This window comes from Collinsella aerofaciens (assembly GCF_040910265.1).
In the GTDB taxonomy this organism is placed as follows: Bacteria; Actinomycetota; Coriobacteriia; order Coriobacteriales; family Coriobacteriaceae; genus Collinsella; species Collinsella aerofaciens_BK.
Map to the genome: position 1 here is coordinate 1 of NZ_JBDGAW010000006.1, position 26,843 is coordinate 26,843.

Genomic DNA, 26,843 nt, shown 5'->3' on the forward strand with positions numbered 1-26,843 from the left:
CGGGCCTGCCCGAGCAGGCGCTCTGGAGGTTGCGCTGCAGGTGCGTCACGCAGCGCTGCCAGGCGCAGCCCTGGAACAGGCGCGAGACGGCGGCCACGAGCCCGGCGTGGCTGTCGGAGACCACGAGGCGGACGCCGGCCAGCCCGCGCTCGCGCAGCCCGCCGAGGAATGCCGCCCAGGAGTCCTCGCTCTCGGTGTCGACCACGTCGCAGCCCAGGAAGTGCTTGCGCCCGTCGGCGCCCAGCCCGATCGCGGTCACGACGCCCTGCGAGACGACCGACGAGCCGACCCTGCAGCTCATGTAGGTGGCGTCGAGCCACAGGTAGCAGCACGGCGTGCCCGACAGGTCGCGGCGGCGGAACTCCGCCACCTCGGCGTCGAGCTCGGAGCAGAGTCTCGAGACCTCCGAGCTCGACAGCGAGGATATGCCCAGCTTGGACGCCACGCGCTCGACCTTGCGGGTGGACACGCCGCACACGTACATCTCCTGCACGATGGCGGCCACCGAGGTGTCGACGCGCGACCATCGCGCGAGCATGCCCTCGGGGTAGTAGGTGCCGTGCCTGAGCTTGGGTATCTCGAGCTCCACGTCGCCCACGGCGGTCTTGAGCGACCTGGGGCGGTAGCCGTTGCGGCTGTTCTCCCTGCCGTCGCTGCGCTCGTTGCGGCTCGCGCCGCACATCTGCTGGGCCTCGGAGTCCATCAGCGCGTTCATCACGCCGCCCAGCACCCTGCACGCGAACTCGCGCGCGTCGCCGCACTCCTGCCAAAGCCTCGCCGCCTCGAGGGCCTCGTCGCGGCCGAGGCGCAGTACACTCTCTTCTTGGGGCATCGCCTTTCCTTCCATTCGTCACCTTCATTACTCCAACGACGAATTCTAGGCGGTGTCCCCTCCCTTTCAAGAAAGGGAAGAGGCGGGGCATGCCCCGCCTCTTACACCACATCTCTGCGCGCTACCTATCTATCGAGTGGATATGCTGTTGTATCTCCTCAAATGTCCAATAAAAGAAGCCCTTGATGTGAATAAATCCCATCAAGGGCTTCTTTTATAAACAAAATAAATGTATTCGCAACGGTAACAGTACTCATATTTGCTATTTTTTGGCCACAGCCCTTCGGAGAATCTACGAAAACGGTCCTGTGCCGGCATCCGGGGACGCTCCTTGGTTGTTGCCTGTTCAAGAGTGTCCCCAACGACTAGTCGTTTAAAAACGTCCCCAATGACTAGGCCGCTTGCCTGCGATTTTTGACCGTTGGGCGGGCTTGCCGCCCTTGCCGCAAAAACGTTTTTGCATATCGGGTACAACGGGCTTTACGTGAGTAAAGTGCGCGCCGCGTCCACGTGTCGCGCTTTTAAAGGAGGCCCCATGCCTGGTGTTACCCCTGCAGAAGTTTTGTCCAACTTTGGTCTTACGCTGGTCGAAGATCCCGCCGAGAATCAGCCCCGTCTGCTGGTCGATCTACCCGCCGCGGAGCTCGTCGAGCACGCCGTCCGCCGCGAAGAAGGCCGCATGGCATCCAATGGCGCACTCGTGATCGAGACGGGGGAGCGCACCGGCCGTTCGCCCAACGACCGCTTTATCGTCGACACGCCCGACGTGCACGACAAGATCGCCTGGGGCGCCGTCAACCGACCGCTTTCGATCGAGAGCTACGAGACCATCAAGGCCGGTATCGTCAACTACCTCAACGAGCGCGACGTGTTCGTCACCCGCGGCATGGCCGGCGCCGACCGCAACCACACGCGCCGACTGCTCGTCGCCTGCGAGCGTGCCAGCCAGGCACTCTTTATTAAGCAGATGCTCGCTCGCCCGCTCGCTCGCGAAATTGCGCGCACCGGTGAGCCGGACTTCTGTGTGCTCGCCGCTCCCGGCTACCAGTGCGATCCCGCCATTAAGGGCCTCAACTCCAGCGCCGCCGTGGTCATCAACTTCCAGGAGCGCGTGATTCTGGTTGCCGGCACCGGTTACTCCGGTGAGATCAAAAAGTCCATCTTCAGCGTCATGAACTACCTGCTGCCCGTCGAGGACGACGTGCTGCCCATGCACTGCTCGGCCAGCATGGATCCCGTCACGCACGAGACCGCCGTGTTCTTTGGCCTGTCCGGCACCGGCAAGACCACGCTTTCGGCCAACCCCACGCGCCTACTGATCGGCGACGACGAGCACGGTTGGTCCGACATGGGCATCTTCAACATCGAGGGTGGCTGCTACGCCAAATGCGAGGGCCTGGACGCGTTCCACGAGCCCGAGATCTTCAACGCTGTCCGCTTTGGCGCCATCTGCGAAAACGTGGTGCTCGACGAGAACCGCAAGCCCAACTACGACGACGTCTCGATCACGCACAACACGCGCGTGGCATACCCTGTGGAGCATATCCCCAACGCGTGGGCCAAGGGCATGGGCACCACTCCAAGCGTCGTGCTCTTCCTGACCTGCGACGCCTTTGGCGTGTTGCCGCCCATCTCACGCCTGACGGCCGATGCCGCCATGTACCACTTTGTGACGGGCTTTACGGCCAAGATCCCCGGCACCGAGGTCGGTGTCACCGAGCCCACGCCCACGTTCTCTTCGCTGTTTGGCGAGCCGTTTATGCCGCTCGACCCCATGGTCTACGCTAAGATGCTCGGTGAGCGCATCGCCGACGGTCGCACCCGCGTCTATCTGGTCAACACCGGCTGGATCGGCGGCGGCTACGGCGTTGGCCATCGCATCGAGCTTGCCTACACGCGCGCCCTGGTCGCGCGCGCCCTTGACGGCACCATCGAGGACAGCGAGTTCGTCCACGACGATATCTTTAACGTCGACATTCCCACGACGTGCCACGGTGTGCCCGACGGCATCCTGGTGCCGCGCCAGTACTGGCAGAGCACCGCGCGCTATGACGAGGCCGCGCACAATCTGGCGGTGATGTTCGAGGAGAACTTCGAGAAGAAGTACTCGCACCTGCCCGAGTCCGTCAAGGCCGCCGGTCCGCACGCTCAGGTGCACGCCGACGTCCGTCATCGCGGCCGCGGCCTGCTGGGACTTCGCCACTAGCGTCGCCTCAGACCCAAAACCACCACAAAGGGGACAGGCACCTTTGTGGTGGTTTTACTCGCGCGGATGACTCGGGTTACAATACGCCTGACATATCGCTCCCTTCTCCGGATGGGGGCAGCGTAAGCGCTCTTGTGGCGGCACCGTAGGACTTTGAAGGTGGCCGTCGTAAGGGCGCTTTTTGTTTAGGCACCCGGGCTCGGGCGCATGCTATGAAGGGAGAGCACATGAAGAGTTTCGTTGCCGAGGATTCGTTTTGGGAGCTATTTCCGCAGGCGGCTATCGGTGTTGTGGTCGTAAAGGGCATGAAGCCCGCGGCTCAGATTCCTCAAGAGGACGTGGATGCGATTGCGGCGTTGCTCGACCGCGCCAATATCGATGCGGAGCGTCATCTGACCAGCGATACTATCAGCGAGAACGCACCGGTCAAGGCATGGCGTGAGGCTTATCGGCTGTTCAAGACCAAAAAGGGCGCCCGCTGCTCGATCGAGAACTTGCTCAAGCGCGTGCTCAAGGGCAAACCGGTGGGCCACATTACGCCCGCGGTGGACATCTACAACACGGTGTCGCTGACCTACGCGCTGCCCGTTGGCGGCGAGGATCTACATGCTATCGAGGGCGATCTGCGGTTGGCGGTGACCGACGGTGGCGATTCATTTCTGCCGCTTGGCGAGGAGACAGATGACCCGACGCTTCCCGGCGAGCTCGCCTACATCGATGATGCGGGCGCCGTGTGCCGCTGCTGGAACTGGCGCGACGGCGTTCGCACGGCGCTGTCCGACGATTCGGCCGATGCGTTCCTGGCGATTGAGTGCGTGGAGCCCGAGCGGATGGGGGATTGCCAGGCCGCGATCGATCGCTTGGCTGAGTTGCTCGAGCGCTATCTGGGAGCGACGGTTGTCGTTAAGACGCTTGTGACCCGCGACAATCCTTGCGTGGAGCTGTAGCGAAGTCTGCGGATCAAACTCGATGCCCCAAACCACCACAAAGGTGCCTGTCCCCTTTGTGGTGGTTTTTATGTTGATGGGTTAACAAATGGGATATTTGGGTATGGGTGTTGCCTTGTGCGGCTAAGATGTTTACCCGTTAGCATCATGCAAGCGAAAGGCGGTCGTCTCCCATGCAGCAGAACGACGAGACACGTTTCGAGGACTTTGTCGGACTGATCAGCGGGCTCTACAAGGAGATCCAGCGCATTAAGACATCCGAGGGCGCAAGGCTGGGCCTCAAGGGCTCCGACGTTATGTGCCTGTACTATCTTGAGCGCAGCAAGGACGGCCTGACTGGTGCTGACCTGGCTCGCATGGCAGGCGTGACCCGTGCCGCCGTCTCGCGCACGCTCGCGCATCTGGAGGAGGGCGGCTACGTCGAGGTCGATGATTCGGGCGATGCCGCCGTTAAGTATCGTGCTCCGGTGCGCCTGACCGCTCTAGGCGGCGAGAGCATGAGCGAGGCGGACCGCATCATTCGCGAGGTGCTCGATACCACCGGTAAGGCTATGGGTGTGGAGCAGCGCGAGCAGATGTATGCGTCGCTGCGCACGATTCTCAACACCCTGCGCGAGATCTAAGGCCGCCAAGGCATTTGCTTCCCATTAAAAACTGCATCGTCCCGTTTGAGCGCGTATGCCGTGCCGGGGCATTGCTGTCAAAATTCCCTACGCGGGACCTGTGCAAGAAAGGATTTGTTATGTCCGTCCGCATTATTACCGATTCCGCAAGCGATATGTCGCCGGCGGAGCACCCCGCTCTGCGTGTTTTGCCGCTGTCCGTTACCTTTGGCACCGATGTGTATATGGATGGCGTCGACATCGATCACCAGCGCTTTTACGAGATGCTCGTGGAGCGCGATGAGCTGCCCAAGACCGGCCAAGTCAACCCGTACGCGTTTTCGCAGGCGATTGCCGAGGCGCGTGAGGCCGGCGACGAGGCGGTGATTATTACCGTGGGTGCCAAACTTTCGGGGACCAATCAGAGCGCCCGTACCGCACTTGCCGAGGCGCCGGGCGGCGACGTGTATGTGGTTGATAGCAATAACGTTACCCTGGGTGAGCGCGTGCTGGTCGAGTATGCCCTGCGCCTAGTGGACGAGGGCCAGGGCGCGGCCCAGATTGCGGCGGCTGTCGAGGCCGTCCGTGACCGCGTGGTGGTTATTGGTCTGCTCGAGACGCTGGAGTACCTGGTGCGCGGCGGTCGCCTGTCTGCTGCTGCCGGCGCCGTGGGCACGCTGCTCAACGTAAAGCCCGTTGTGGCTGCCGAGGACGGTCTGATCGTGCAGCTGGGCAAGGCGCGCGGTTCCAAGAACGGACGTAACCTGCTCAACCAGAAGGTCGAAAAGGCAGGCGGCATCGACTTTTCCATGCCGCTGGCGCTCGGCTATACGGGCCTTTCGGATGCGGTGCTCAAGAAGTATATCGAGGACAGCGCGGCACTGTGGGCTGGCCACACCGAGGGCGAACTGCCCGTTCACACCATCGGCGCCACCATCGGCACCCATGTAGGCCCCGGCGCCGTAGCCGTAGCCTTCTTCCAGCCCGTCAACTAGCTCACCTGCCAAAACCACCACAAAGGGGACGGGCACCTTTGTGGTGGTTTATGCTATTCCGGATGGAAGGGAGCGAGCAATGGCGTCTGAGGGCTTTTTTGAACGGGTGTACGAGGTGGTCGAGCAGATTCCCGAGGGGATGGTCGCCACCTACGGTCAGGTGGCGCTGCTCGCCGGTCGTCCGCGGAGTGCGCGGTACGTGGGCTACGCGCTTCACGACAATCCGCGCCCTGGTCAGATTCCCTGTCATCGCGTGGTGTTTGCCGATGGCCGCATTTGCGAGGGCTTCGCCTTTGGTGGCCCCGATGCTCAACGCGAACTTCTGCTGGGGGAGGGCGTGACATTTGCCGATTCCATGCACGTCGACTTGGGCGCCTGTCGTTGGCCGGCCGGGCTTTAACGGCTTGCTCGCGCCAAAACCACCACAAAGGTGCCTGTCCCCTTTGTGGTAGTTTTAGTTTACCGGGGTTAACTTATGGAGAAGGTGTGACGGCGTATTTTGCCGTCAGAAAGTAAACCACGGTGAACTATATTGTATTCAGCAACGGAGCAGGCCATAGGCGATGAAAAAGCCTGCCCTGTTGAGTTTGATTCGCATTCCTCCCCTCTGTGCGATTCAACGGTGTACTTCGGGAAAGCGCCCGTCGGCTGCCATGGCCGGCGGGCGCTTTCCTGTAATCATGGGACAAAACATCAGGTCCGTTATCCCAAAATGAGGTGCCGACGTTTGGCCTTAGGGCGGCACAAACTTTGATTGTTAGTCCCGCTTGCAGCAACCGATCTTTGTAAACCCCTGCGGCGCCTCTTCGCTCGCGGGGATTCTTGGGCTGTTGCTTCCCAGATACGCCTCTACATGCCGCGCGAACGCTTGCCACGACCACTCGTCTTTATCGGCCTCAAGCCGATCGGGAGAAATCGCGTTGAACAGGCACGTTGGAATTTCGTGCTCGTGCAGATTCTTGGCGATACAAGGCGTGCAGCCCTTGTCGTGGTTGACAGGGTTAAACGGGCATTTCCGGTCGTTGCATGTACAAAACGCAACTGAGCTCATGGGGCTCCTTCCAGTCGGTCGGCTCTGCTGTAAAACGCTGCCGCATGTTAAAACAATAGGGCGTCATTGCTTAACAGAATATAGTCTTAGGGTGCTTGCGACTTAGGGGTTCTGCCGAGCGGCTGAATACCTCGGCGACCGACCTCTGAAGAAAACAAAACCGCCGCAATGAGGATTGTACTCATCGCGGCGGTTTTGTTTGACTGCTGTTTATTGTTCTCGGCTAGTACACCATGCCCATGGCGTCCTGAACCTCGCCCAGGGTCTGCTCGGCGATCTCATTGGCGCGACGGTTGCCCTCATGCAGCACGTCCTTCACATAGTCCAGATCGTTCTCGTAGCGCTGACGGCGCTCGCGGATCGGGGCGAAGTACTCGTTGACGGCCTCGGTCACATACTTCTTGAGCTGGCCGGAGCCGCCCATGCCAATCTCCTCGGCAATCTCGACCTCGGAACGGCCGGTGCAGATGGCGGCCGTCGAAAGCAGACCGGACACGCCGGGGCGGTTCTCGGGATCGAACGTGATCATGCGCTCGGAGTCGGTCTGGCTCTTCTTGATGCGCTTGGCCGTCTCCTCGGCGGTCATCGAGATGTTGATGGCGTTACCGTAGCTCTTGCTCATCTTGCGACCGTCCAGGCCCGGCAGCAGCGGGGTCTCGGACAGCAGTGCGTCGACCTCGGGGAACACCTTGCCGTAGCGGTTGTTAAAGCGGCGGGCGATGGTGCGGGTGAGCTCTATGTGCGGCAGCTGGTCGCGACCGACGGGCACCACATTGCCCTTGCAGAACAGGATGTCGCAGGCCTGATGCACCGGGTAGGTGAGCAGAAGGCCGGTGAGCTCGTGGCCCGAGGCCTCCATCTCGGCCTTTACCGTGGGGTTGCGCGCCAGCTCGGCCTCGGAGACTAGCGACAGGAACGGCAGCATGAGCTGGTTGGCGGCGGGCACGGCGGAGTGCGCGTAGATCATGGTCTTGTCGGGGTCGATGCCGCAGGCAAGGTAGTCCATGACCATGTTGTACACGTTGTCCTGGATGTGCTCGGTCGTGTCGCGGTCAGTGATGACCTGGTAGTCGGCGATGAGCACGTTGGTCTTGGCGCCCATGTTCTGCAGCTCAACACGGCCCTTGAGGGTGCCGAAGTAGTGACCCAGGTGCAGACGGCCGGTGGGGCGGTCGCCGGTGAGCATGGTGAACTTCTCGGGCGTTTTGGCCAGGCCCTCGCGAATGGCGTTGCTCTTTTGCAGCGCGACTTCGTAGCTGTTCTCGTTTGGCATGATTGCTCCTAACGTATGTTCATGGGTCAAGATGATAACGCGTTTATTGGAGGGGCGGGTCGTAAGTAGGCGAGGGGCGGGAGAGCGGCGGCATGTGCGATGGGCGCGGCGTGGCTGCGCGTTTGGCCGGCGGCGCCTGGGCGCATCCTCGGCAGCTTACCCTAGCGCCTGTGGTGGCGCTCCTCCTTGCGTTCTTCCGCCGCCTGCTCCTCCTGCTTAAAGGCGGGGTCGTCGGGGGTGACAAGCTCGTCCTCGTGCGTGCGCTTGTTGTAATGGTGGCGCAGCACGGGCTCAAACAGGTGCAGGTGTTTGGCAAAGGCCGCCGAGCCAATGGCGAGCACGGTAAAGATGAGCACGCGCATGGGGACCTCGACCTGGTTAATCGCGGCGGCGCCGGCCGAAAGCATGATGCACCAGGCATAGATGAGGAGCACTGCCTGTTTTTGGTTGTAGCCCTCTTGGATCAGGCGGTGGTGGATGTGGCCCTTGTCGGCCTGCCCGATGCTAATGTGGGCGCGCTTGCGGCGCACGATGGCGCTAAACGTGTCGATGATGGGCACGCCGGCAACGATGAGCGGGATGATAAGCGAGGTGAGCGCGGCGGTGCGGCTCACGTTGAGTAGCGAGATGGAGCCCAGCGCAAAGCCCAGAAGCAGCGACCCCGAGTCGCCCAAGAAGATGCTTGCGGGGTTGAAGTTGTAGCGCAAAAAGGCCAGACAGGCGCCAAAGAGCGCAATGGAGAGCGCGGCGGCGTCGATGCGGCCCGAGAGAACGGCCATCGAAAACATGGTGAACGACGCGATGCCGCAGATGCCCGTGGCCAAGCCGTCGAGGCCGTCGATGAGGTTAATGATGTTGGTGAATGCCACCAGATAGATCACGGTGATGGGGTAGGTGAGCCATCCGAGCATGATTTCGCCGGGGGCAAACGGGTTGACGATGACGCCGATGCGCAGGCCACCCACGCAGGCGATGAGCGCAGCGAGGACCTGTCCGGCCAGCTTTTGCTTGGGCTTGAGCTGGATGACGTCGTCGATAGCGCCGGTCGCAAAGATGACGGTAAAGGAGAGCGCCAGCATGGGATAGCTAATGTGAAGGCGCGGATGCGGCACCAGGACGGGCGGCCAGCCTAGGTGCCAGGTGCCTAGGATTTGCACAATGCAGGCAACGACCAGGCCCAAAAACACCGCCGTTCCGCCCAAACGCGGGATGGGCTTGGTGTTGATGCGGCGCTTAGAAGGATAGTCGACGGCGTCGAGCTTAATTGCCAAGCGCTTGACCAGGGGCACCGTGAGGAAGGTCGTGATAAAGGCCGCCGCTGCCACGCATAGGTACGGTATGTAGCTCGGGGATGAAGCCATGAATCTAAAAACCGCCAAGCGTCGAAGGGAAAGGTCAGAAGAACGCCATGCGCAAAGGGCATAGCCGAATCATGATACTCGACCAAGGTGGGTGCATGGAATTGCACGCAGCGATAATCACGCGCTTACCAGATATTGGGATGTTGTCGATGGCTTGTCGGGATGCCGGCGGGGATCCATGTGGACTGTAATGGTGATTTTCGGCAAAAGAAAACCACCCCCCACGTTACGAAAATGAACCCACCTAAAACAGGTGGGTGCCCTCATCGACTGTTCCAGCGTCCTTAACAACGAAGGATACCTGTACTAGGTACGACTGTGTGGGCTCCCTAAATAAACGCGACGGTTCACCCAGTTGCTCCGCGGGGGGCGGAATACCTACATCATAAAGCGGCACTTTGTCGATTCCAGTCTTGACATTACAAAAATCGTGTCGGACGATTACGGCGCCTTAGGGACGGAGCCGTCTACGCGGTCTGGCCCTTTACGTTTGAGCTGCTGAATCGTTGTTTTGGAGCATGTTTTTATGCCGACGTCGTTGACCGAACTTTTTTCGCCCGCCTGCCATTTGTGTCCGCGCCGTTGCGGTGCGGCGCGCGATGAGGGCGCGCGCGGCGTATGCGGTGCCGACGACACGCTCAAGGTGGCCCGCGCAGCGCTTCATATGTGGGAGGAGCCGCCTATCTCGGGTGAGGCCGGCTCGGGCACGATTTTCTTTAGCGGCTGCTCGCTCAAATGCATCTATTGTCAGAACCACGAGATCTCAACGGGCAATTTTGGCCTTGAGATTTCGCCCGAGCGCTTGGTCGAGATTATGCTGGAGCTGCAGGAGCAGGGTGCCAATAACATCAACCTGGTGACGGCGACGCATTATGCTCACCTGCTGCCGGCCGCGATTGCCGCAGCTCGGGAGCGCGGGCTGGACATCCCGATCGTCTACAACACGAGCGGCTATGAGCGGGCGAGTGCCGTGGCAGTGCTCGGCGACTTGGTCGATGTGTGGCTTACCGACTTTAAGTATGCCGACGCGGGGCTTGCGCAGTCGCTTTCTCATATTAAGGACTACCCGCGCGTGGCCGTGTCGGGTCTGGCCCAGATGGCTCGCGAGATCGATCGCCGCGGGGGAGAGCTGATGGATGAGGGCGGGCTCATGAAGCGCGGCATAATCGTGCGCCACCTGGTGCTGCCGGGGCATGCGGACGATTCGTGCCGCGTGCTGGACTTGGTGTGGCAGACGGTGGGCGACGTGCCGATTTCGGTCATGAACCAGTACACGCCCAATGCACTCATGCGCGAACAAGGCGGCGACCTGGCGCGCGCCGTGACGCGCGAGGAGTATGAGCAGGTGCTCGACCATGCCGACGACCTGGGCTTTACGACGATGTTTTGGCAAGAGGGCGGCGCGGTAGACGAGAGCTTCACTCCAGCGTTCGACACCACTGGCGTTCTTACCAGTGCAAAGTAGTGCGTTTGCCGATGATTTTTCTGGGACGGGGATTAAAAAATCATCGAGAGGATTGCTTGCTCTAAAAGTAGTCAAAAAAGCCCCGTCCCAAAAAGACTGGGTATTGGGCGTTGACAGTTGGCGAGCCGTAGGTAAAATATCAACTTGTCCTGGGGACGTAGCTCAGTTGGGAGAGCGCTGCCGTCGCATGGCAGAGGCCGAGGGTTCGACTCCCTTCGTCTCCACCCTTGGATTTGATAAGCCGCTGACATTGTGTCGGCGGCTTTTTTTAAAGAAAGGGCTGTATCATGGCCGAGCTTGAGTCCCAACCACTGTCTGCCGAGGAACGCGCCGAGTTGGAAGAGCTCCGCGCCGAGAAAGCTCGTCGCGAGGCCCAGGAAGAGGCACGCCGCGAGCGTGAGGAGCTGGCCGCCCTGCGTGCCGAGCGCGCGAAGGCCGAGGAGGCCGCTGCGAAGGGCGCAGCCGTACCGGCGCCTGCGCCCGCAACCAAGCCCGCTGCTGCGAAGCCTGCACCTGCCGCGCTCAAACCTCAGCCTAAAAAGGCCGCTCGTCCCAAGCCCGTCGATCCCAAGCCGAGCCGTGACGAGATGAGCTTTGCCCAGCGCATGGTTACCTCCAAGGAGCCTACGGGCGAGAACGAGATCCCTGGCATGGCGCCGGCTCAAAAAATCATCATTGTCCTTGCCCTCATCGCGTTTGTCATCTTTATGGGCTACACGATCCTGACCAGCATGGGCCTGCTCTAGCCGATTCGCGCCGGGTGTCATGCCCGAACACTCTGCCCTTCTCCAACCCTTAACCTCTGCACAACGCATCCGAAAGGTCGCCCCATGGCTTTGACCGATATCTCTCATCCCACCGACATCGCAATGCTCACCGATCTGTACGAGCTCACTATGGCCCAGGGCCTGTGGGAGAGCGGCAAGGCCAATGAGCAAGGTTGTTTTACCGCGTTTTACCGCGACCATCCCTTTGGCAGCGCCTATGCCGTCATGTGCGGCACCGCCGAGCTGCCCGAGCTGGTCGAGAATCTGCGCTTTACGCCCGAGGATATCGACTACCTCGCCTCACTCCAGGCCCCGGCCGGCGGCGCGATGTTCAAGCCTGCATTCCTCGACTACCTGCGCGATTTTCGTGCGCATGTAAACATCGACGCCGTTCCCGAGGGCGAGCTCGTCTTTCCGCGCGAGCCCATGGTTCGCGTCACCGGCCCCGCGCTGGAGTGCCAGCTGCTCGAAACGGCGCTGCTCAACATCGTCGGCTTCCAGACGCTTGTCGCCACCAAGACGGCGCGCGTGGTGCTGGCGGCGGACGGCCGTCCCGTTGCCGAGTTTGGCCTGCGCCGCGCCCAGGGTCCCGATGGCGGGCTGGCCGTCGCGCGCGCGAGCTACGTTGCCGGCTGCTCCTCTACGTCCAATGTGCTCGCCGGCCGCCGCTACGGTATTCCCGTCTTTGGCACGCATGCGCACAGCTGGGTCATGAGCTTCGACTCCGAGCTCGAGGCCTTCCGTGCGTTTGCTAAGTCGAGTCCCAAGAACTGCACGCTGCTCATCGACACCTACGACGTACGCGAGGGTTGCGAGCATGCCATTACGGTTGCCAAGGAGATGGAGGCGGTGGGCGAGCGTCTGTCGGCTATTCGCATTGACTCGGGCGACCTCGCCAAGCTTTCCAAGTATGTCCGCAGCCGTTTTGACGCCGAGGGCCTGCCCTATGTGGGGATCTCGGTTTCTAACGACCTGGATGAGTACACGATTCAGTCCCTGCTCGACCAGGGCGCGCCTATCGATAGCTTTGGCGTGGGCACCAAGCTCGCGACCTGCTACGACCAGCCGGCGCTGGGCGGCGTGTACAAGCTCGCCGCCCGCCGTGCGAGTGAGACGGACCCGTGGACGCCGGTGGTGAAGCTCTCCGAGCAGCCCTACAAGCGCACAATTCCCGGTGTTCAGCGCGTACGACGCTATTACGACGGTTTTGGCGGCCCGGTTTGCGACATGATTTATGACGACGACCATCTGGCAGGGGAGGGCGCCGCGCGCGGCAATACCCTCGTGGCCGTAAACGATGCGGCGCTGGTGACCGACGTTTCCGAGCTTGAGTATCGCGAGCTGCTGGTGCCGATTGTGCGCGATGGCAGCGCGGTGGCTCCTCGCGAGAGCATCGAGGACGCGCGCGAGCGTTGCGCCTGGGCACTTGACCATCTGGACGCAGCTTTCAAGCGCTTCCTGTACCCGCAGACCTATGTGGTGGGCATGGAGCAGGGCCTGGCTCAGGTGCGCGACGAGCTCGTGCGCAAGAACATGGCCGCGGCATCGGCCTTCCCTTGGGCAAAATGATCCGCATGCGACGGAGGAAAACGGATCATTTTCTCGTTTGCCCGCTCGCCCGCTCGCCCAGCATTCGATTGGTTTGACGTATGACGACTTCTTATAAAACGATGGTGGTAAAGATCGGCTCGTCCACGGTGGTGGGCGCCGACGGCAAGGTCAACCGCGCCTTTATCGGCGGGCTTGCCGATCAGGCCGCAGCGCTGCGCGAGCTTGGCTGGCGCCTGGTCGTGGTGAGCTCGGGTGCCATTGCCTGCGGCTATCCCGTGCTGGGCTTCGACCGCAAGCCGGTCGGTGACCTGCCGAGCCTGCAGGCCTGCGCCTCGGCCGGTCAGTGCATCATCTCGTCGGCCTACGACGAGGAGTTCCATGCGCGCGACCTGCTCACCTCGCTCGTGCTGCTCACGCGTCACGACACGGCGCGCCGCACGTCCTACCTGCACGCGCGCGACGCCCTGCTGCGCCTGGTGGAGCTTGGCGTGGTGCCGGTCGTCAACGAGAACGATACCGTTACCGTCGATGAGATCAAGTTTGGCGACAACGACACGCTGGCGGCGCTTGTGAGCTGCCTGGTTTCTGCCGATCTGTGCGTGACGCTCTCGGACATCGATGGTCTCTATACTGCCAATCCGCATGAGGACCCCACGGCCGAGTTTGTTCCTGTCGTGCATAAGATCGATGCCAAGATTATCGCCTCGGCGGGCGATTCTTCCACATCGGTTGGCACGGGCGGCATGATCACCAAGATTCGCGCGAGCCGCATTCTCATGACGGCGGGCATTCAGAGCGTGATTTGCTCGGGCGAGGAGCCCGATGCACTCGTGCGCCTGGCTCGCGGCGAGAGCGTGGGAACCCTGTTCGATCCGCCGGCGGAGCGCCTGGACATTGCGCCACGCAAGCTGTGGATCGCGCTGGGTGACAAGGCACATGGCTCGGTGACGGTCGATGACGGTGCTGCGAAGGCGCTGGTCAGCCGTGGTTCTTCCTTGCTTGCGGTGGGTATTCGCGAGGTCGATGGCCAGTTTGCCGAGGGCGATGTGCTCGACGTGTGCGACCCGAACGGCATGGTTGTCGCTCGCGGTATCTCCGAGGCCGATTCGGACGTGCTGGAACTTGCCGCCGGCCGCCGCCAGGACCAGATCGCCAGCAACCGCCTGCTCGCTAACCTGGCCGAGAAGCCGGCGATACACAGGGACAATTTAATCGTCTTCGCGTAACCAATTGACGCTGCAAACGCCCCTAAGCGGCAATCTGACGTTCAATCGTCGGGCATGACCAAAAGGTCAATGCCCTCCTCTTTCACGTCACCTTGCTCGCTTGGGGGCGTTTTCGCTTTCCGTCCTCTTTCTGCAATGACTTCATTAACCTGGCACCTGGGGACGTTCCTTTTGTGCCAGCAGGGGGGGCACTCCTTTGCTAGAAGATCCGGCGCAGGTCTCCTCGGTTGAGGGCTTCGTCGAAGAGGTGCTTGAACACCACGCTGCCGTGCAGACCGTCGTGCTCGAACTCGTTGGTCACCCAGGCATGCGAGTTGCCCACACGGCTGAGCGTATCGAGCTGCAGGCTCGAATCGACGTACATGTCGTCGAAATACACCGCGGCCTGCAGGGGCACCTCGTTGCACGCCAGGCGCTGCGGGTCGTAGATCTTGTCCCAGCTGGTGTCTTCCATCAGCAGATCCATCGCCGGCTTGAAGGGCTTAAGTTCGGGCATCTGCTCAAACATCCACGGGAACATGGCCTCGCCGGTAAACATGAGCGGTCGCGCGAGCGTGTCGAACTCGGCACGGTGTGCCTTCTCTTCTGCCGCGGCCCAGCGAATGGGCATGGTGTCGCCGTCGGCGTAGATGAACTCCTGAAGCGTCCAGTACAGCGGATTCGTGCGCGTGTTGGTGCGCTCGAAGGCGCGCATCAAAAAGCTGTCAGATACCGAGGCGCCGCAGGTCAGCGTGCCGTCGCCGCCAACAAAAGCGTGATCGATAATCCAATGCATGCGCTCAAAGCTCGGCTTCATGCCGAAGTCGCTGCCCATGAGCTGCAGGCGCTCGACCGTCATCGGCGAGCCGTCGGGCAGCACGGGCTTCTGAGCCTCGAGCGCATCGGCCAGGGCTGCCACGCGCTCGACATCGGCGGGGTAGCGGTCGTAATACTGCTGCGTCTTGGCGGCCATGCGTGGGAAGGTGTGCGCGTAGACCTCGCTGGCGCTCACCGGCACGTGCGGAATGCCACCACAGGTAAAGCTTGCCGCCACGCCCTCGGGGAAGAGCGACAGATAGCTCAACGTCAAAAAGCCGCCGTAGCTCTGCCCGAGTGTGACCCAGGGCTTGCCCCCAAAGCCCACCAGGCGCAGATACTCAAAATCGCGCACGATTGAGCTGGCGAGGTGACGCTTGAGGAAGTCCGCCTGCGAGCGGGCGGCATTGGCGCCTGCTGCCTCGGCGCGATCACCTAGCGCCGCGATGGTGCGTCCGTCCACGCAGCTACTGCGTCCGGTGCCGCGCTGGTCGGGAAGGACCACGCGGAAGTGCTTGACGGCCTCCTCGATCCAGCCATCGCTTGTGGGCGACAGCGGACGCGGGCTCTCGCCGCCGGGGCCGCCCTGCAAAAACAGGAGCAGCGGCAGATCGTCGTTGATGCGGTCGGGCGCGCAAACCACGCGGTAGAAGAGCTTGATGCTCTCGGGCGCGCCGGCGATTGGTGCCGGCATGGCGCCGCGGCGCATGGTGCTGCCGACGGCCAGGAGCATCGGCTCCAGGCCGCGCCAGTCGAGGGGGACATCGATGCTGTGGTCCTCGACATACAGGCCGGGGACGTGGTACGAAGTGATGAGGGCCATGTGAGTCTTCCGTTCGTTGCGGTGTTTCGGGTTGACCAATTCTACCGCCGCGGGCGAGGCCATGCGCAAATCGGCTACCATGGTTGCAAACTTCTAGGAGAAAGGGCCGCCCATGTCGGTCGATATAGCCACGTATGTCCACGATCTTGCCGTTGCCGCCAAGGCAGCGTCGGCCTCGCTTGCCACGGCGAGCGACGAGCAGCGCCAGGAGGCCGTGCGCGCCATGGCCGTAGCACTGCGCAACGGTGTCGACTCCATCGTCGCCGCCAACGAGCTCGATATGTCCGCCGCGCGCGATGCGGGGACCTCGGCGGGGCTCCTCGACCGTCTGCTGCTGACGCCCGAGCGCGTTGAGGGCATGGCCACCGGTCTGGAGAAGCTTGCCGAGCTGCCCGATCCCGTGGGCCGCGTGCTCGATCACCGCGTGCTCGCAAGCGGCGTGGACCTCACCCGTGTGAGCGTGCCGTTGGGCCTTGTCGCCATGGTGTACGAGGCGCGCCCCAACGTGACGGCCGACGCCGCGGGCATCTGCATCCGCACCGGCAACGCCTGCATTCTGCGCGGTGGTTCGCTGGCCTATCACTCGTGTGCCATGATCGCCGAGCTGCTGGCCGATGCGCTCGAGGCCAAGGGCTTCCCGCGCGAGGCCGTCTCGATGATCGAGTCTACCGACCGCGAGGCAACCGGCGAGCTCATGAAGCTCCGCGGCATCGTCGATGTGCTCATTCCGCGCGGCGGTGCAGGCCTGATCCAGCGCTGCGTGCGCGAGTCGCTTGTGCCGGTGATCGAGACGGGCACGGGTAACTGCCACATCTACGTGCATGAATCCGCCGACTTTGATAAGGCGCTCAACATTATCGTTAATGCCAAGACCCAGCGCGTAGGCGTGTGCAATGCCGCCGAGTCGCTGCTGGTCGACCGTGCTGTGGCCGATACGTTCTTGCCCGCGGTCGTGGCCGTGCTGCATGACCACGGCGTGCTCATTCACGGCGACGAGGCTACGTGCTCCGCGTGCGCTGACGCCGGCTTTGTGGAGGGCGATGACTACGTCGCCGCGACTGAGGAGGACTGGGGTCGCGAGTATCTGGCGCTCGAGATGAGCGTGAAGGTCGTGGCGAACGAGGACGAGGCCATCGCGCACATCAACCGTTACGGCACGATGCACTCCGAGGCCATCGTTGCCGAGGACACGGATGCTTGCGAGCGCTTCCTGGATGCGGTCGATGCCTCGGCCGTGTATGCCAACGCCAGTACGCGCTTCACCGACGGCGGCGAGTTTGGCCTGGGCGCCGAGATTGGCATCTCGACCCAAAAGCTCCACGCCCGCGGACCCTTTGCCGCCGAGGCCCTCACCACCTACAAATACAAGCTCCGCGGCACCGGCCAGGTCCGCCCCTAAACCTACCAAAAAGGGACAGGTTTATTTTGGCAGGTTTTATCTGCGGTTTTGCCGGGCGACACGCTCGCCCGGCTTTTTTCTCCGCAAACCTTTTCTGCCTTTCGGCTTGAGCCGCGGCGATATACGATAGTGACACCGTGTCCTAGCACCGAATCACCAGGAGGTATTGCCATGTCCCAGACGCTTTCCGCCGGAATCACCCGCGACCGTGCGTTCGAACTGCTCAACGAGCACAACAAGGACCCGTTCCACATCACCCACGGCGAGACCGTCGAGGGCACCATGCGCTATTTTGCGCGCGAGTTCGACCCCGAGAACGAGGAGTTCTGGGGCATCGTCGGCCTGCTGCACGACTTGGATTGGGAGGAGCATGAGGACGACCCCATGAACCACACCATCTATGCGGCCGAGATCCTTGAAGGCGAGGGCGCATCGCCCGAGCTCATCCGCGCTATCCAGACGCACACGTCCGATTTCAATGCTTCACTGCCTAAGCCCGAACTGCAGATGGAGAAGATTCTGTTTGCCTGCGACGAGCTCACCGGCTTGATCGGTGCCGCCGTCATCATGCGCCCAAGCAAGAGCGTCATGGACTTTACGACCAAGTCGCTCAAGAAGAAGTTCAAGGACAAGCGCTTTGCCGCCGGCTGCTCGCGCGACGTGATTTCGCAGGGCGCCGAGATGCTGGGCTGGGAGCTCCCCGAGTTCTTTGACCGCACCATCGCGGCCATGCAGTCCTTCGCGCCCGACCGCGACACCTTCCAGGCCTAACCTGCCAAAAAGGGACAGGTTTATTTTGGTAGGTTTTATCTGAGAAAACGCTTCCGTTGGACGTTGTTCAGCGGAATCGTTTTCTTTTTGACGCGGTGATGCCGGCGAATGGCGGCGCCTCGCGGCAGACGGCCATGCTTTGCCGTATTCGTAATTCGGCATGCGCATTGCTAAGCGGCGTTCTTGATAATCCATACCCCCAGTCCGGTTAGCAACTGAACCTGCTTAATTGTCAGCCCTTCTTTTCGAAGCGCGAGTATCGCCTCATTGCGAAGTGCTTTGGAGACGGATTTGAGCTCCGTCGGAGCACATCCTGCGACGCTCTGCACGATTGCCGTGCCAAATCCGCTTAGATCTTCCTCGCGTACCTTAGCTGTTGTGTTAGGCCGATAGGGGAGCGACGGCGCGCTTTCCATGAATCGAAGGTATGTGCGAGGTGTGGGGAACAAAACGTCCACAACGTTGCCGGTGACATATGGCCGAGACAACGCACTCATTAGATATTCGCGATGGCTGCTCCATAGATATTCGTCGTATGCGGCCAGTCCGGCCTTTTGTGGATTCAAATGAATGTATCGAATTGATTCGAATAGATATTCTTCCGACTTAATGGGCGAATCCCAAAAGCGCTCCTGAAACACGTGGCCGACATGCCCGGTTTGCGCGTTGTATCTACCCGCAAACGACACGGCTATCGCGTGCACCGCTTCGCTCTTGCGGTCGTCCGGATCGTTGATGAGTAGATGAATGTGGTTTCCCATAAGGCACCAAGCGATAAGCTCAATATTGTGTTTGGGGAGGATGACATCGAGGATCTGAAGCAAGGCAATTCGGTCCTCGTCACTGTCAAACAGCAATTGCCCTCCGTTTCCACGCAACGTGACGTGGAAGTAGCCAGTAGGTGACTTTGAACGAGGTTTTCTAGGCATGGACCCTCCTTTAGCTTGGATGGGCTGAAGATACCGCATTCGGAGGCTTTGGTTGCTGAGAATCAGTTCACCGACTATAGCTGCTACCTGCCGAAATGTTATTGCGTTTCTATTCGACTTTTTTTAATGATAAGTGAGCAAAGCCGCTATGGGCGCGGGCGTTACTTACGTCGTGCTGGATGGTTCTCGTGTGTGTGAAGACGTCGCAAATTGACATCAAGCTTTTTTCGGCGATAGAAAAATGGCCGGGCGCTCAAAAACAAAACGGAGCGCCCGGCCATTTACTAATGTGTTCGTTGACGTTTGGCCAGATAAAACCTGCCAAAATAAACCTGTCCCCTTTGTGGTGGTTTTTGGCGCGGGTGGGTTAGTTGAGAGCGGCTTGGGCTAGGCGGGCTTCAGCGGCTTCCTCGGTGACGCCCAATGCCACGGCGAACTCCTCGATGGAGCGGCGCTTGGCCTCCTTGAGTACGCGCATGTAGTAGGAGCTGGGCTTTTTATCGGCTTCCTCGGCCTGGCGAATGCGGTGCATCATGGTCTTTGCCACGCGGACCGTCTCGGGCGCGCCCAACTTGAGTTGCTGCTTAAAGTGCGTCTCCTCAAGCGAGCTGTTACGCTCGGTAAAGGTGTCGCACTCCAGCTCGTCATAGTGGCTCAGCAGGTGCTCGGCATCTTGCTGAGAGATGGCGGCATGCAGACGGTCGGCCTGCGCCACGGGGTACATGAGAATCGTCTGCGCATGTCCCTGCTTGGCCTCGAGCAACAACATGGGCTGCGGCGTGTCGTCCCTAAAACCGACGACGGTGCAGACTCCCTGACCCGGATGAATGACGTGTTGACCGATTGAGAACATGCTACCTCCAACTTATACGAATTTGCGTATGTCAAGAATACCACGCTGACGTGTGCAAACCATCACTTTATGCAGGAAAAGCACACAACTCCGATAGGTAAGAGTATTCGATAAATAGAACGACTTATTCATACGTTTATGCATTTCCGGAACGTGTATAAATTGCAGGCAAACCGCCAACTTTGTACCGCCGCGCAAGAGCGGTAGTCATTTTTGTGCATATGCAATATCTATTAGCTTTACCCTGCGACAGTAGCTACCGCTTGTGATAGAGTGCTACAAACTCTGGCTTTTGCCCTACGAGTGACCAAGAGCTCGGGGGCTTTAACACAAGGAGGATCTATGCCCGAGAAGATTGAAGAGCTGGTACGCGCTGCGCTTGCTGCGGCCCAGGAGGCCGGCGACCTTTCCGCATTTGAACTTGACGATTGCGCTATCGAGCGACCGGCTGACACTTCTCATGGCGAGTGGACCTCTACCATGGCCCTGAAGTCCGCCAAGCTGGCCCACTGCGCCCCGCGCAAGATCGCCGAGGCCATCGTTGCCCATATGCCCGAGGATCCCGCGATCGAGAAGGTTGAGATCGCAGGCCCCGGTTTCATCAACTTCTACCTCTCCGTTGCCGTCAAGAATGCCATCTTTGGCGAGGCTCGCGAGAAGGGCATGGACTTCGCTAAGTCCAACGTCGGTGGTGGCCTGAAGACCCAGGTCGAGTTCGTTTCCGCCAACCCCGTCGGCCCCATGCACATCGGCCACGGCCGCTGGGCCGCGCTGGGCGATTCGCTCTGCCGCGTTATGGACCACGCCGGCTATGAGATCCAGCGTGAGTTCTACATCAACGACCACGGCTCTCAGATGAACACCTTCGGCAACTCCATCAGCACGCGCTATATGCAGCTTGCCGACATCATTGCCAAGCAGGGCGTTGATATCGACGAGGCTCACAAGCTGCTGATCGCCGACCGTGACGCCTTCGTTGCCGACGAGAACGACGAGCATCCCGAGACCCATCCGTATCAGGACAACTTTGCCGAGACCCTGGGCAAGGACTCCTACGGCGGCGACTACATCATCGACGAGGCCGCCGAGTTCTGGCGCACCGACGGCGACAAGTGGGTCGACGCCGATCCGCAGGAGCGCATGGAGAGCTTCCGCGAGCGCGGCTATGTGAAGATGGTCGACAACATGCGCGACCTCTGCCACGCCGTCAATTGCGACTTCGATCGTTGGTACTCCGAGCGTTCGCTGTACGTGAAGGACACCGAGGGCGAGACCGCTGGCACCTCCGCCGTCGACCGCGCTTTTGAGAAGCTCGACAAGATGGGCTACCTCTACACCAAGGACGGCGCCCTGTGGTTCCGCTCCACCGACCTAGGCGACGACAAGGACCGCGTCCTGATCAAGTCCGATGGCGAGTACACCTACTTCGCCTCCGACGTTGCCTATCATTGGGACAAGTTCCAGCGCGTCGACCACGTCATCGACATTTGGGGTGCCGACCACCACGGCTACATCGAGCGCGTCCGCTGCGTCTGCGACGCTCTCGGCTATCCCGGCAAGTTTGAGGTTCTGCTGGGCCAGCTCGTCAACCTGCTGCGTAATGGCAAGCCCGTTCGTATGTCCAAGCGCAAGGGCACCATGGTGACCCTGCAGGAGCTCGTCGACGAGGTCGGCTCCGATGCCGCTCGCTACACGCTCATCTCCAAGAGCTCCAACCAGATGGTCGACTTCGACATCGAGGCCGTTAAGAAGCGCGACAACTCCAACCCGGTCTATTACGTGCAGTATGCTCACGCCCGCGTGTGCTCCATCCTGCGCCGTGCCGCCGACGTTACCGCCGAGCAGGCCGACGAGATGGGCATGAAGGCCGTTGCCGCCAAGGCCATCGGTGAGAACGTCGATTACTCGCTGCTGACCGACCCGACCGAGCTCGCCCTTTCGCGCAAGCTCAACGAGCTCACCGACCTGATCGCCAGCTGCGCTCGCGATCGCGCTCCGTTCCGTCTGACCCACTTTGCCGAGGAACTCGCCGGTGACTTCCACAGCTTCTACGCTGCCTGCCAGGTGCTGCCGAGCGAGGGCCGTCCCGTCGACCCCGAGCTTTCGCGTGCCCGTCTGGCCGCTTGCGATGCCGTCCGCGTGACGCTCGCCCTGGTGCTCACCCTCGTTGGCGTTTCCGCGCCTGAGCAGATGTAATCTGCGGGTCATTTGACCGTGTAGGTTTGGTTTAACTGAGCCCTATAAGCCCGATCTCCCACGGAGGTCGGGCTTTTTTCGCAAATGCCGACGTATTGACGAATTTGGAACTGCTAGAAATACGAAACTATGCCGGTTTACTACGATGAATTGAAAAGTTCCAACCACGCCGGCTTTTCGCAAAAAAAGCGCAAGGCATCTACCTGCGGTTTTAGTTCAACATGTTTCGGAGTGGTCGCGGTTGAGCGATTCGTCGTAGTAAACCGCCATAGTTTTGGCGGAGGCAGTCTGATTTGTAGGTGGTAAACCAAAGAGTGTCCCTTTTGACTAGTCGTTTATGAACGTCCCCGATGACTAAGTTGCAGGTGACGGCGGTTGTGTTACACTAACGCTGCGTAGTTGACGCAATCATCTCGATACAGATCAATGATGTTCGTCGTTTTGAACGGAACTAGACTGTTTAGCCGCCCTGAAGGTTTATGCAGGGAGCATGTGATCACAGGGCTTGAAAAGAAAGTTGAGCAAACACTGTGTCTGATCAACAGCAAGAAAACGAAATAACGACGACGCAAGCCGCTCCCGCTGCACCGGTTGCGTCGGACCAGGTCGCGGCGCCCGCGCAAGCCTCGGCTCCTGAGACGCCTAAGGCTGCTTCGACGCCTGTGCCTGCAACTGGTGAGGAGGCTGTTCCGGCAAAGCTCAAGCGCACGCGCCGCACGGCCAAGCCTGCCGCAGACGGCGAGGAGGTCACCAAGCCCAAGCGTCGTACCACGCGCACGACGCGCGCCAAGCGCACCGTTGCAGCCGACTCCTCGGCGCCGATTTCCGATGAGGTCGCGCAGGCACGTGCGTTGGCGCAGATTAGCGAGGCTCAGGTGGTACGCGCCCGCCGTCGTGCTGCCGAGCGCGAGGCCGCGGCTCTGACCGAGCTTGCAGCTCCGTCTGTGACCGAGACGCCTGCCGCCACCGAGACCCCTGCCGCCGACCAGCCGACCGAGAAGCCGGCACCGCGCACACGCCGTCGCACGGCTGCTAAGGCCGAGCAGGTTGCTGAACAGGTAACCCCCGAGCTCACCGAGGCTTCGGTTCGTTCCGCGGCAGGGGAGGGCGCATCGCCTGCTGAGCCCGCTGCGCCTGTCGAGGCCAGCGAAGTTCCCGTTGTCGATCCGGCTTTGCGCCCGCACCGTCGCGGTCGCAAGCCCAAGGCCTTCGTCGAGGCAGAGAAGGCCGCAGCCGCAGCTGCAGCCGCTCGGGATGCTGCGGCGACCGCCGAGTCTGCAACCGCTGCCGATGCACCCGTCCAGGATGCTACGACTTCCGAGGCCGCTCCCGCCGATGCCGAGCCCGCCGACGTCCGTCCCGGTCGCAGCCGTCGCACTGCTGCTAAGCGCACGTCCAAGGCTAAGGCTGCCAAGAAGGGTGCGTCCGAGGATTCCGCCGAGACGACCGCCGATGCATCGACTGATGCCGTCGAGCCCCAGGACGTCGAACAGCCTGCATCCGAGAAGCCCAAGCGCGGTCGTAAGAAGTCCGCTAAGGCCAAGGCGTCCGAGCAGCAGGCTGATGCCGAAGCGCAGATTGATTCCGGCGCCGAGGCCAATGACGCCGCTGCGGCCAATGCCGGCGCCGCCGCAACCGATGGCGCCGCGCCCGCTGAGGCCGATGACAACGCTCGCCCCAACCGTCGCCAGCACAAGCGCAACGAGGAGCGCAACGAGCGCAAGGACGAGCGCAACAACGACCGTCGCAACCGCCAGCGCGATCGCAAGCAGCGCAACAAGGAGCGTAACGCCGCCCCCACCGAGCCCACACTTTCGCGCGAGGAACTCGCGGCCATGAAGGTCGCCGAGCTGCGCGAAAAGGCCAAGGAGTTCGAGATCGAGACGACCGGCAAGAAGAAAGCCGAGCTCGTCGAGGAAATCTACACCACCGCCGCGAAGGCCGAGGGCTTCCGCGATATCAAGGGCATTCTGCAGATTCGCCCGGACGGCTCCGGCATCATCCACGCCCATGGCTACATGAAGTCCAACGACGACGCCTTCGTGCCCGCCTACCTCATCCGCTCCGCGCGCCTGCGCACGGGTGACGTCATCGAGGGCTCGCTGCGCCCTTCACGCGGCGGCGACAAGCGCGCCGGCCTCGCCAAAATCACGACCGTCAACGGTCTGGACCCCGAGCAGATTCGCAACCGTCCCAAGTTCGGCGACCTCACCCCGGTCTATCCCAACGAGCCGCTGCGCATGGAGCACGGCAAGGACTCCATTACCGGTCGCGCCATCGACATCGTGTCACCGATCGGCAAGGGTCAGCGCGGCCTGATCGTGTCCCCGCCCAAGGCCGGCAAGACCACGATCCTCAAGAAGATCTGCCAGTCTATCTCGATTAACAACCCCGAGGTGCACCTCATCTGCCTGCTCGTCGACGAGCGCCCCGAAGAGGTCACCGATATGCAGCGTTCCATCAAGGGCGAGGTCGTGGCCTCGACCTTCGATATGCCTGCCGACAACCACACCCGCGTGGCAGAGCTCGTCATCGAGCGCGCCAAGCGCATTGTGGAGCTGGGCGGCGATGTTGTGGTGGTGCTCGACTCCATTACGCGTCTTGCCCGCGCCTACAACTTGGCGGCGCCCGCCTCGGGCCGCATCCTTTCGGGCGGCGTCGATTCGGCGGCCCTGTATCCTCCCAAGCGCTTCCTGGGCGCAGCCCGTAATATCGAGAACGGTGGCTCGCTCACCATCCTGGCTTCTGCCCTCATCGACACCGGTTCCAAGATGGACGAGGTCATCTTTGAGGAGTTCAAGGGCACCGGCAACATGGAGCTTAAGCTCGACCGCGACCTGGCCGACCGCCGCATCTTCCCGGCTATCGACCCCGTTGCCTCCGGTACACGTAACGAGGACCTGTTGGTCGACGAGCAGATGCGCCCGTTTGTCTTTGGTCTGCGTCGTATCCTCGCCGGCATGAACAACACCGAGCGCGCGGCCGCATCGTTTATCAAGGGTCTTAAGGGCACCAACACCAACCAGGAGTTCCTGGTGCGTTCGGCCAAAAAACACAGCGACTACGAGCAGACGTTCTAGGTTGTCATCCACGCGCAGCGATAGCCATCAATGCGATAAAGGGTCGGGGCTTTGAGCCTCGGCCCTTTTCCATAGCGCCGCTCCGCGCTTATTTTTGACCGTAAGACCGACGAGCAGCAGGTTTCCCGTTTCAATCCGACATCGTCGCTTGCAATCGGCAGGGCGGTTTCGCATAATAGCTTTTAAGCTTCGCGACGGAAAACGCAGATGAAACGAACCATATACCGTTGCTTTGGGGCATAGCCCCGCTTCATCTTCTCTCGCGCAGCCAACTGAATGATGCGATTTGGGTGCTGGAAGATGGGGAGAGCTCATGGCTTCTTCTGATGCAACACAACGAGCAGTCCTTGCCGGGCTTTCGTGCGGGATCGGCCTTGCCGCTCCCGTGGTTATGTATGCCGCGACGCTGCCGTTTTCGTCGGTGAACGAGACGGTCGTAGCGGGTGCGGTTCCCTTCGCCGTGGGCGCGGTGGCGGGCGTGGGCATCTATGCCGCCTCGCTGGGTATCTCCGAGTATCGTGCGCAGCGTGAAGAGCGTCTGTTCCAGCCCGATGCCATGGGCGGTGCCGCCAATCTCAATCAGCATCAAAGCGAGTTCAAGACCGCCTCGATTCCAGCTCAGCAGCAGGATGCGATTCCATACGCTGCGGCTTCTGCTTCTCAGGCTCAGTCGGAGCAGTCTACCTCGGCATTCCTTTCCGGCCTGACTGGTGCGTTCCAGCGCCGTCATGCCGATGATGGTGTTCCCACCATTGCTCGAGCCGCAGATGCTATGGACGAGGACGAGGCTTGGTCCATGATCGACAGTATGCTCGACGACGATTCGCCGGTGAGCTGCGACCCTGCGCGCTCGCGCGACGTCTATCAAGTCGCCATCGACGAGCTCACCAACGGCGGGCAGACCGGCTCCTTCAATCGCGATGACATCGCCGCCGCGGCACGCGCCGTGTCGGGCTCCCAGGCCGCCCCTGCGGGCAGCACGGCGGCTTTCGTGGCACTCGTTGCCAACGCGGCAGCCAATAACGCCTGCAGCGCTACCTCGGCGGACGCGAACGCTTCTGCCGATAATTCGTACGTTGATGAAGCCATGACCGCGGACGAGGAGGCCGTTGCCGCCCGCCGCGCCGCCGAAAGCTCGCTTTGGGGCGCTCCTGCCCAGCAGCAGGCGGCTGAGGCTGCGCCGTACAACGCAAACCTCGCCAGCATGCCTATCATCTCCGGTGTCGCGGACATCGATCTCGATGACCTCGATGAGCCTGCAGCCATCACCGCATCGATTGATGCCCAAGATCGCATCGACACCGGCGACCTTCCGGACGCTTCGCTCGAGGTTGATGTCCCCATGGCCGATTACTCGGGCCACGAGGACATGTGGGCCGCCGCCACTGCGATTCTGGATGAGATTGACGAGCCTGCTCCTGTTGCAGCCCCCGCTCCCGTCACTGCCCCTCAGCCTGCTGCCCCCGCCTATGTCGGCCGTCACAGCGCTGTGTTCCCCGAGGATACCGCCCGTATCTCGCGCGAGGGCATCGAGCGGGCCGAGGCTATTGCCGCCGGCATTATGGAAAATCGTCGTCACGAGCGCGTCAATCAGATCCTCGAGGAAGAGATCGAGCGCCTGCAGTCCTCTACCGCCAAGCGTACGGGCCGTGCCTATCTGAGCGTTATCGAGGGCGGTACCGCCAGCTTCGCGCCGCTCCGCGCGGAGGCATAACTTCTGC

21 protein-coding genes and 1 tRNA gene are annotated in these 26,843 nt (G+C 61.4%); 15 read left to right on the forward strand and 7 right to left on the reverse strand.

What is annotated here, in order from left to right:
* Nucleotides 1-832, reverse strand: an 832-nt coding sequence (locus AB5Z14_RS03905) for an IS256 family transposase (protein WP_368130383.1), incomplete at its 3' end; no start/stop codon positions are given.
* A 535-nt stretch (nucleotides 833-1,367) separates the two neighbouring features.
* On the opposite strand from AB5Z14_RS03905, the gene pckA reads away from it, so the two are divergent.
* The 5 genes from pckA to AB5Z14_RS03930 all read left to right on the forward strand — a co-directional run bounded on the left by pckA (nucleotide 1,368) and on the right by AB5Z14_RS03930 (nucleotide 5,982).
* A complete protein-coding gene (pckA, locus tag AB5Z14_RS03910) occupies nucleotides 1,368-3,038 on the forward strand; it encodes a phosphoenolpyruvate carboxykinase (ATP) (protein ID WP_368130384.1) in 1,671 nt (556 codons plus the stop codon).
* A gap of 227 nt (nucleotides 3,039-3,265) precedes the next feature.
* On the forward strand, nucleotides 3,266-3,985 hold the full coding sequence (locus AB5Z14_RS03915) for a B3/B4 domain-containing protein (protein ID WP_368130385.1): 720 nt from the start codon (nucleotides 3,266-3,268) through the stop codon (nucleotides 3,983-3,985).
* Nucleotides 3,986-4,158: 173 nt separating this feature from the next.
* Nucleotides 4,159-4,608 carry a MarR family winged helix-turn-helix transcriptional regulator gene (locus AB5Z14_RS03920; RefSeq protein ID WP_022093866.1) on the forward strand — a complete coding sequence of 150 codons (450 nt, stop codon included), beginning with the start codon at nucleotides 4,159-4,161 and terminating at the stop codon, nucleotides 4,606-4,608.
* A 119-nt stretch (nucleotides 4,609-4,727) separates the two neighbouring features.
* Nucleotides 4,728-5,582, forward strand: a complete 855-nt coding sequence (locus AB5Z14_RS03925) for a DegV family protein (RefSeq protein ID WP_368130386.1) — start codon at nucleotides 4,728-4,730, stop codon at nucleotides 5,580-5,582.
* A 79-nt stretch (nucleotides 5,583-5,661) separates the two neighbouring features.
* Nucleotides 5,662-5,982, forward strand: a complete 321-nt coding sequence (locus tag AB5Z14_RS03930) for an MGMT family protein (RefSeq protein ID WP_099431894.1) — start codon at nucleotides 5,662-5,664, stop codon at nucleotides 5,980-5,982.
* Nucleotides 5,983-6,339: 357 nt separating this feature from the next.
* Here AB5Z14_RS03930 and AB5Z14_RS03935 read toward each other — a convergent pair whose 3' ends face one another.
* The 3 genes from AB5Z14_RS03935 to AB5Z14_RS03945 all read right to left on the reverse strand — a co-directional run bounded on the left by AB5Z14_RS03935 (nucleotide 6,340) and on the right by AB5Z14_RS03945 (nucleotide 9,267).
* Nucleotides 6,340-6,633, reverse strand: a complete 294-nt coding sequence (locus AB5Z14_RS03935) for a DUF6485 family protein (protein ID WP_271729175.1) — start codon at nucleotides 6,631-6,633, stop codon at nucleotides 6,340-6,342.
* 223 nt (nucleotides 6,634-6,856) lie between these two features.
* Nucleotides 6,857-7,906 carry a tryptophan--tRNA ligase gene (gene trpS / locus AB5Z14_RS03940; protein ID WP_099431893.1) on the reverse strand — a complete coding sequence of 350 codons (1,050 nt, stop codon included), beginning with the start codon at nucleotides 7,904-7,906 and terminating at the stop codon, nucleotides 6,857-6,859.
* Between the two features lie 161 nt (nucleotides 7,907-8,067).
* Nucleotides 8,068-9,267 carry an MraY family glycosyltransferase gene (locus tag AB5Z14_RS03945; protein ID WP_368130387.1) on the reverse strand — a complete coding sequence of 400 codons (1,200 nt, stop codon included), beginning with the start codon at nucleotides 9,265-9,267 and terminating at the stop codon, nucleotides 8,068-8,070.
* A 526-nt stretch (nucleotides 9,268-9,793) separates the two neighbouring features.
* Between AB5Z14_RS03945 and AB5Z14_RS03950 the strand changes: the two genes are divergently transcribed.
* The 5 genes from AB5Z14_RS03950 (at nucleotide 9,794) to proB (ending at nucleotide 14,276) form a co-directional block, all read left to right on the forward strand.
* Nucleotides 9,794-10,732, forward strand: coding sequence for a radical SAM protein (locus tag AB5Z14_RS03950; RefSeq protein WP_368130388.1), 939 nt, complete (start codon nucleotides 9,794-9,796; stop codon nucleotides 10,730-10,732).
* A gap of 151 nt (nucleotides 10,733-10,883) precedes the next feature.
* Nucleotides 10,884-10,956, forward strand: a tRNA-Ala gene (locus tag AB5Z14_RS03955).
* 63 nt (nucleotides 10,957-11,019) lie between these two features.
* Nucleotides 11,020-11,478 (forward strand): hypothetical protein, encoded by a 459-nt coding sequence (locus AB5Z14_RS03960; RefSeq protein ID WP_368130389.1) that lies wholly within the window; start codon nucleotides 11,020-11,022, stop codon nucleotides 11,476-11,478.
* A gap of 84 nt (nucleotides 11,479-11,562) precedes the next feature.
* Nucleotides 11,563-13,068, forward strand: coding sequence for a nicotinate phosphoribosyltransferase (locus tag AB5Z14_RS03965; protein ID WP_368130390.1), 1,506 nt, complete (start codon nucleotides 11,563-11,565; stop codon nucleotides 13,066-13,068).
* Between the two features lie 80 nt (nucleotides 13,069-13,148).
* On the forward strand, nucleotides 13,149-14,276 hold the full coding sequence (gene proB, locus AB5Z14_RS03970) for a glutamate 5-kinase (protein ID WP_368130391.1): 1,128 nt from the start codon (nucleotides 13,149-13,151) through the stop codon (nucleotides 14,274-14,276).
* Between the two features lie 199 nt (nucleotides 14,277-14,475).
* On the opposite strand, the gene AB5Z14_RS03975 is transcribed toward proB, so the two are convergent.
* Entirely contained in the window at nucleotides 14,476-15,894 is a 1,419-nt protein-coding gene (locus tag AB5Z14_RS03975) for an alpha/beta fold hydrolase (protein ID WP_368130392.1), read from the reverse strand.
* A gap of 112 nt (nucleotides 15,895-16,006) precedes the next feature.
* Here AB5Z14_RS03975 and AB5Z14_RS03980 point away from each other — a divergent pair, with 112 nt between their 5' ends.
* Nucleotides 16,007-17,293, forward strand: a complete 1,287-nt coding sequence (locus AB5Z14_RS03980) for a glutamate-5-semialdehyde dehydrogenase (RefSeq protein ID WP_368130394.1) — start codon at nucleotides 16,007-16,009, stop codon at nucleotides 17,291-17,293.
* Nucleotides 17,294-17,464: 171 nt separating this feature from the next.
* Nucleotides 17,465-18,064: an HD domain-containing protein gene (locus AB5Z14_RS03985; RefSeq protein WP_368130395.1), complete on the forward strand. Its 600-nt coding sequence runs from the start codon at nucleotides 17,465-17,467 to the stop codon at nucleotides 18,062-18,064.
* Nucleotides 18,065-18,234: 170 nt separating this feature from the next.
* Here the strand turns inward: AB5Z14_RS03985 and AB5Z14_RS03990 are convergent, their stop codons facing one another.
* Nucleotides 18,235-18,993: a transposase gene (locus tag AB5Z14_RS03990; protein ID WP_368130396.1), complete on the reverse strand. Its 759-nt coding sequence runs from the start codon at nucleotides 18,991-18,993 to the stop codon at nucleotides 18,235-18,237.
* A 367-nt stretch (nucleotides 18,994-19,360) separates the two neighbouring features.
* Nucleotides 19,361-19,846, reverse strand: coding sequence for a CarD family transcriptional regulator (locus tag AB5Z14_RS03995; protein WP_089572030.1), 486 nt, complete (start codon nucleotides 19,844-19,846; stop codon nucleotides 19,361-19,363).
* Between the two features lie 342 nt (nucleotides 19,847-20,188).
* Between AB5Z14_RS03995 and argS the strand changes: the two genes are divergently transcribed.
* From argS to AB5Z14_RS04010, 3 genes are all read left to right on the forward strand, one after another.
* Complete coding sequence (gene argS / locus AB5Z14_RS04000; protein ID WP_117800437.1) at nucleotides 20,189-22,042, forward strand: arginine--tRNA ligase; 1,854 nt, start codon at nucleotides 20,189-20,191, stop codon at nucleotides 22,040-22,042.
* 662 nt (nucleotides 22,043-22,704) lie between these two features.
* On the forward strand, nucleotides 22,705-25,122 hold the full coding sequence (gene rho, locus AB5Z14_RS04005) for a transcription termination factor Rho (protein WP_368130397.1): 2,418 nt from the start codon (nucleotides 22,705-22,707) through the stop codon (nucleotides 25,120-25,122).
* Nucleotides 25,123-25,435: 313 nt separating this feature from the next.
* Nucleotides 25,436-26,836, forward strand: a complete 1,401-nt coding sequence (locus tag AB5Z14_RS04010; protein ID WP_368130399.1) for a hypothetical protein — start codon at nucleotides 25,436-25,438, stop codon at nucleotides 26,834-26,836.
* The last annotated feature ends 7 nt before the right edge of the window (nucleotides 26,837-26,843 follow it).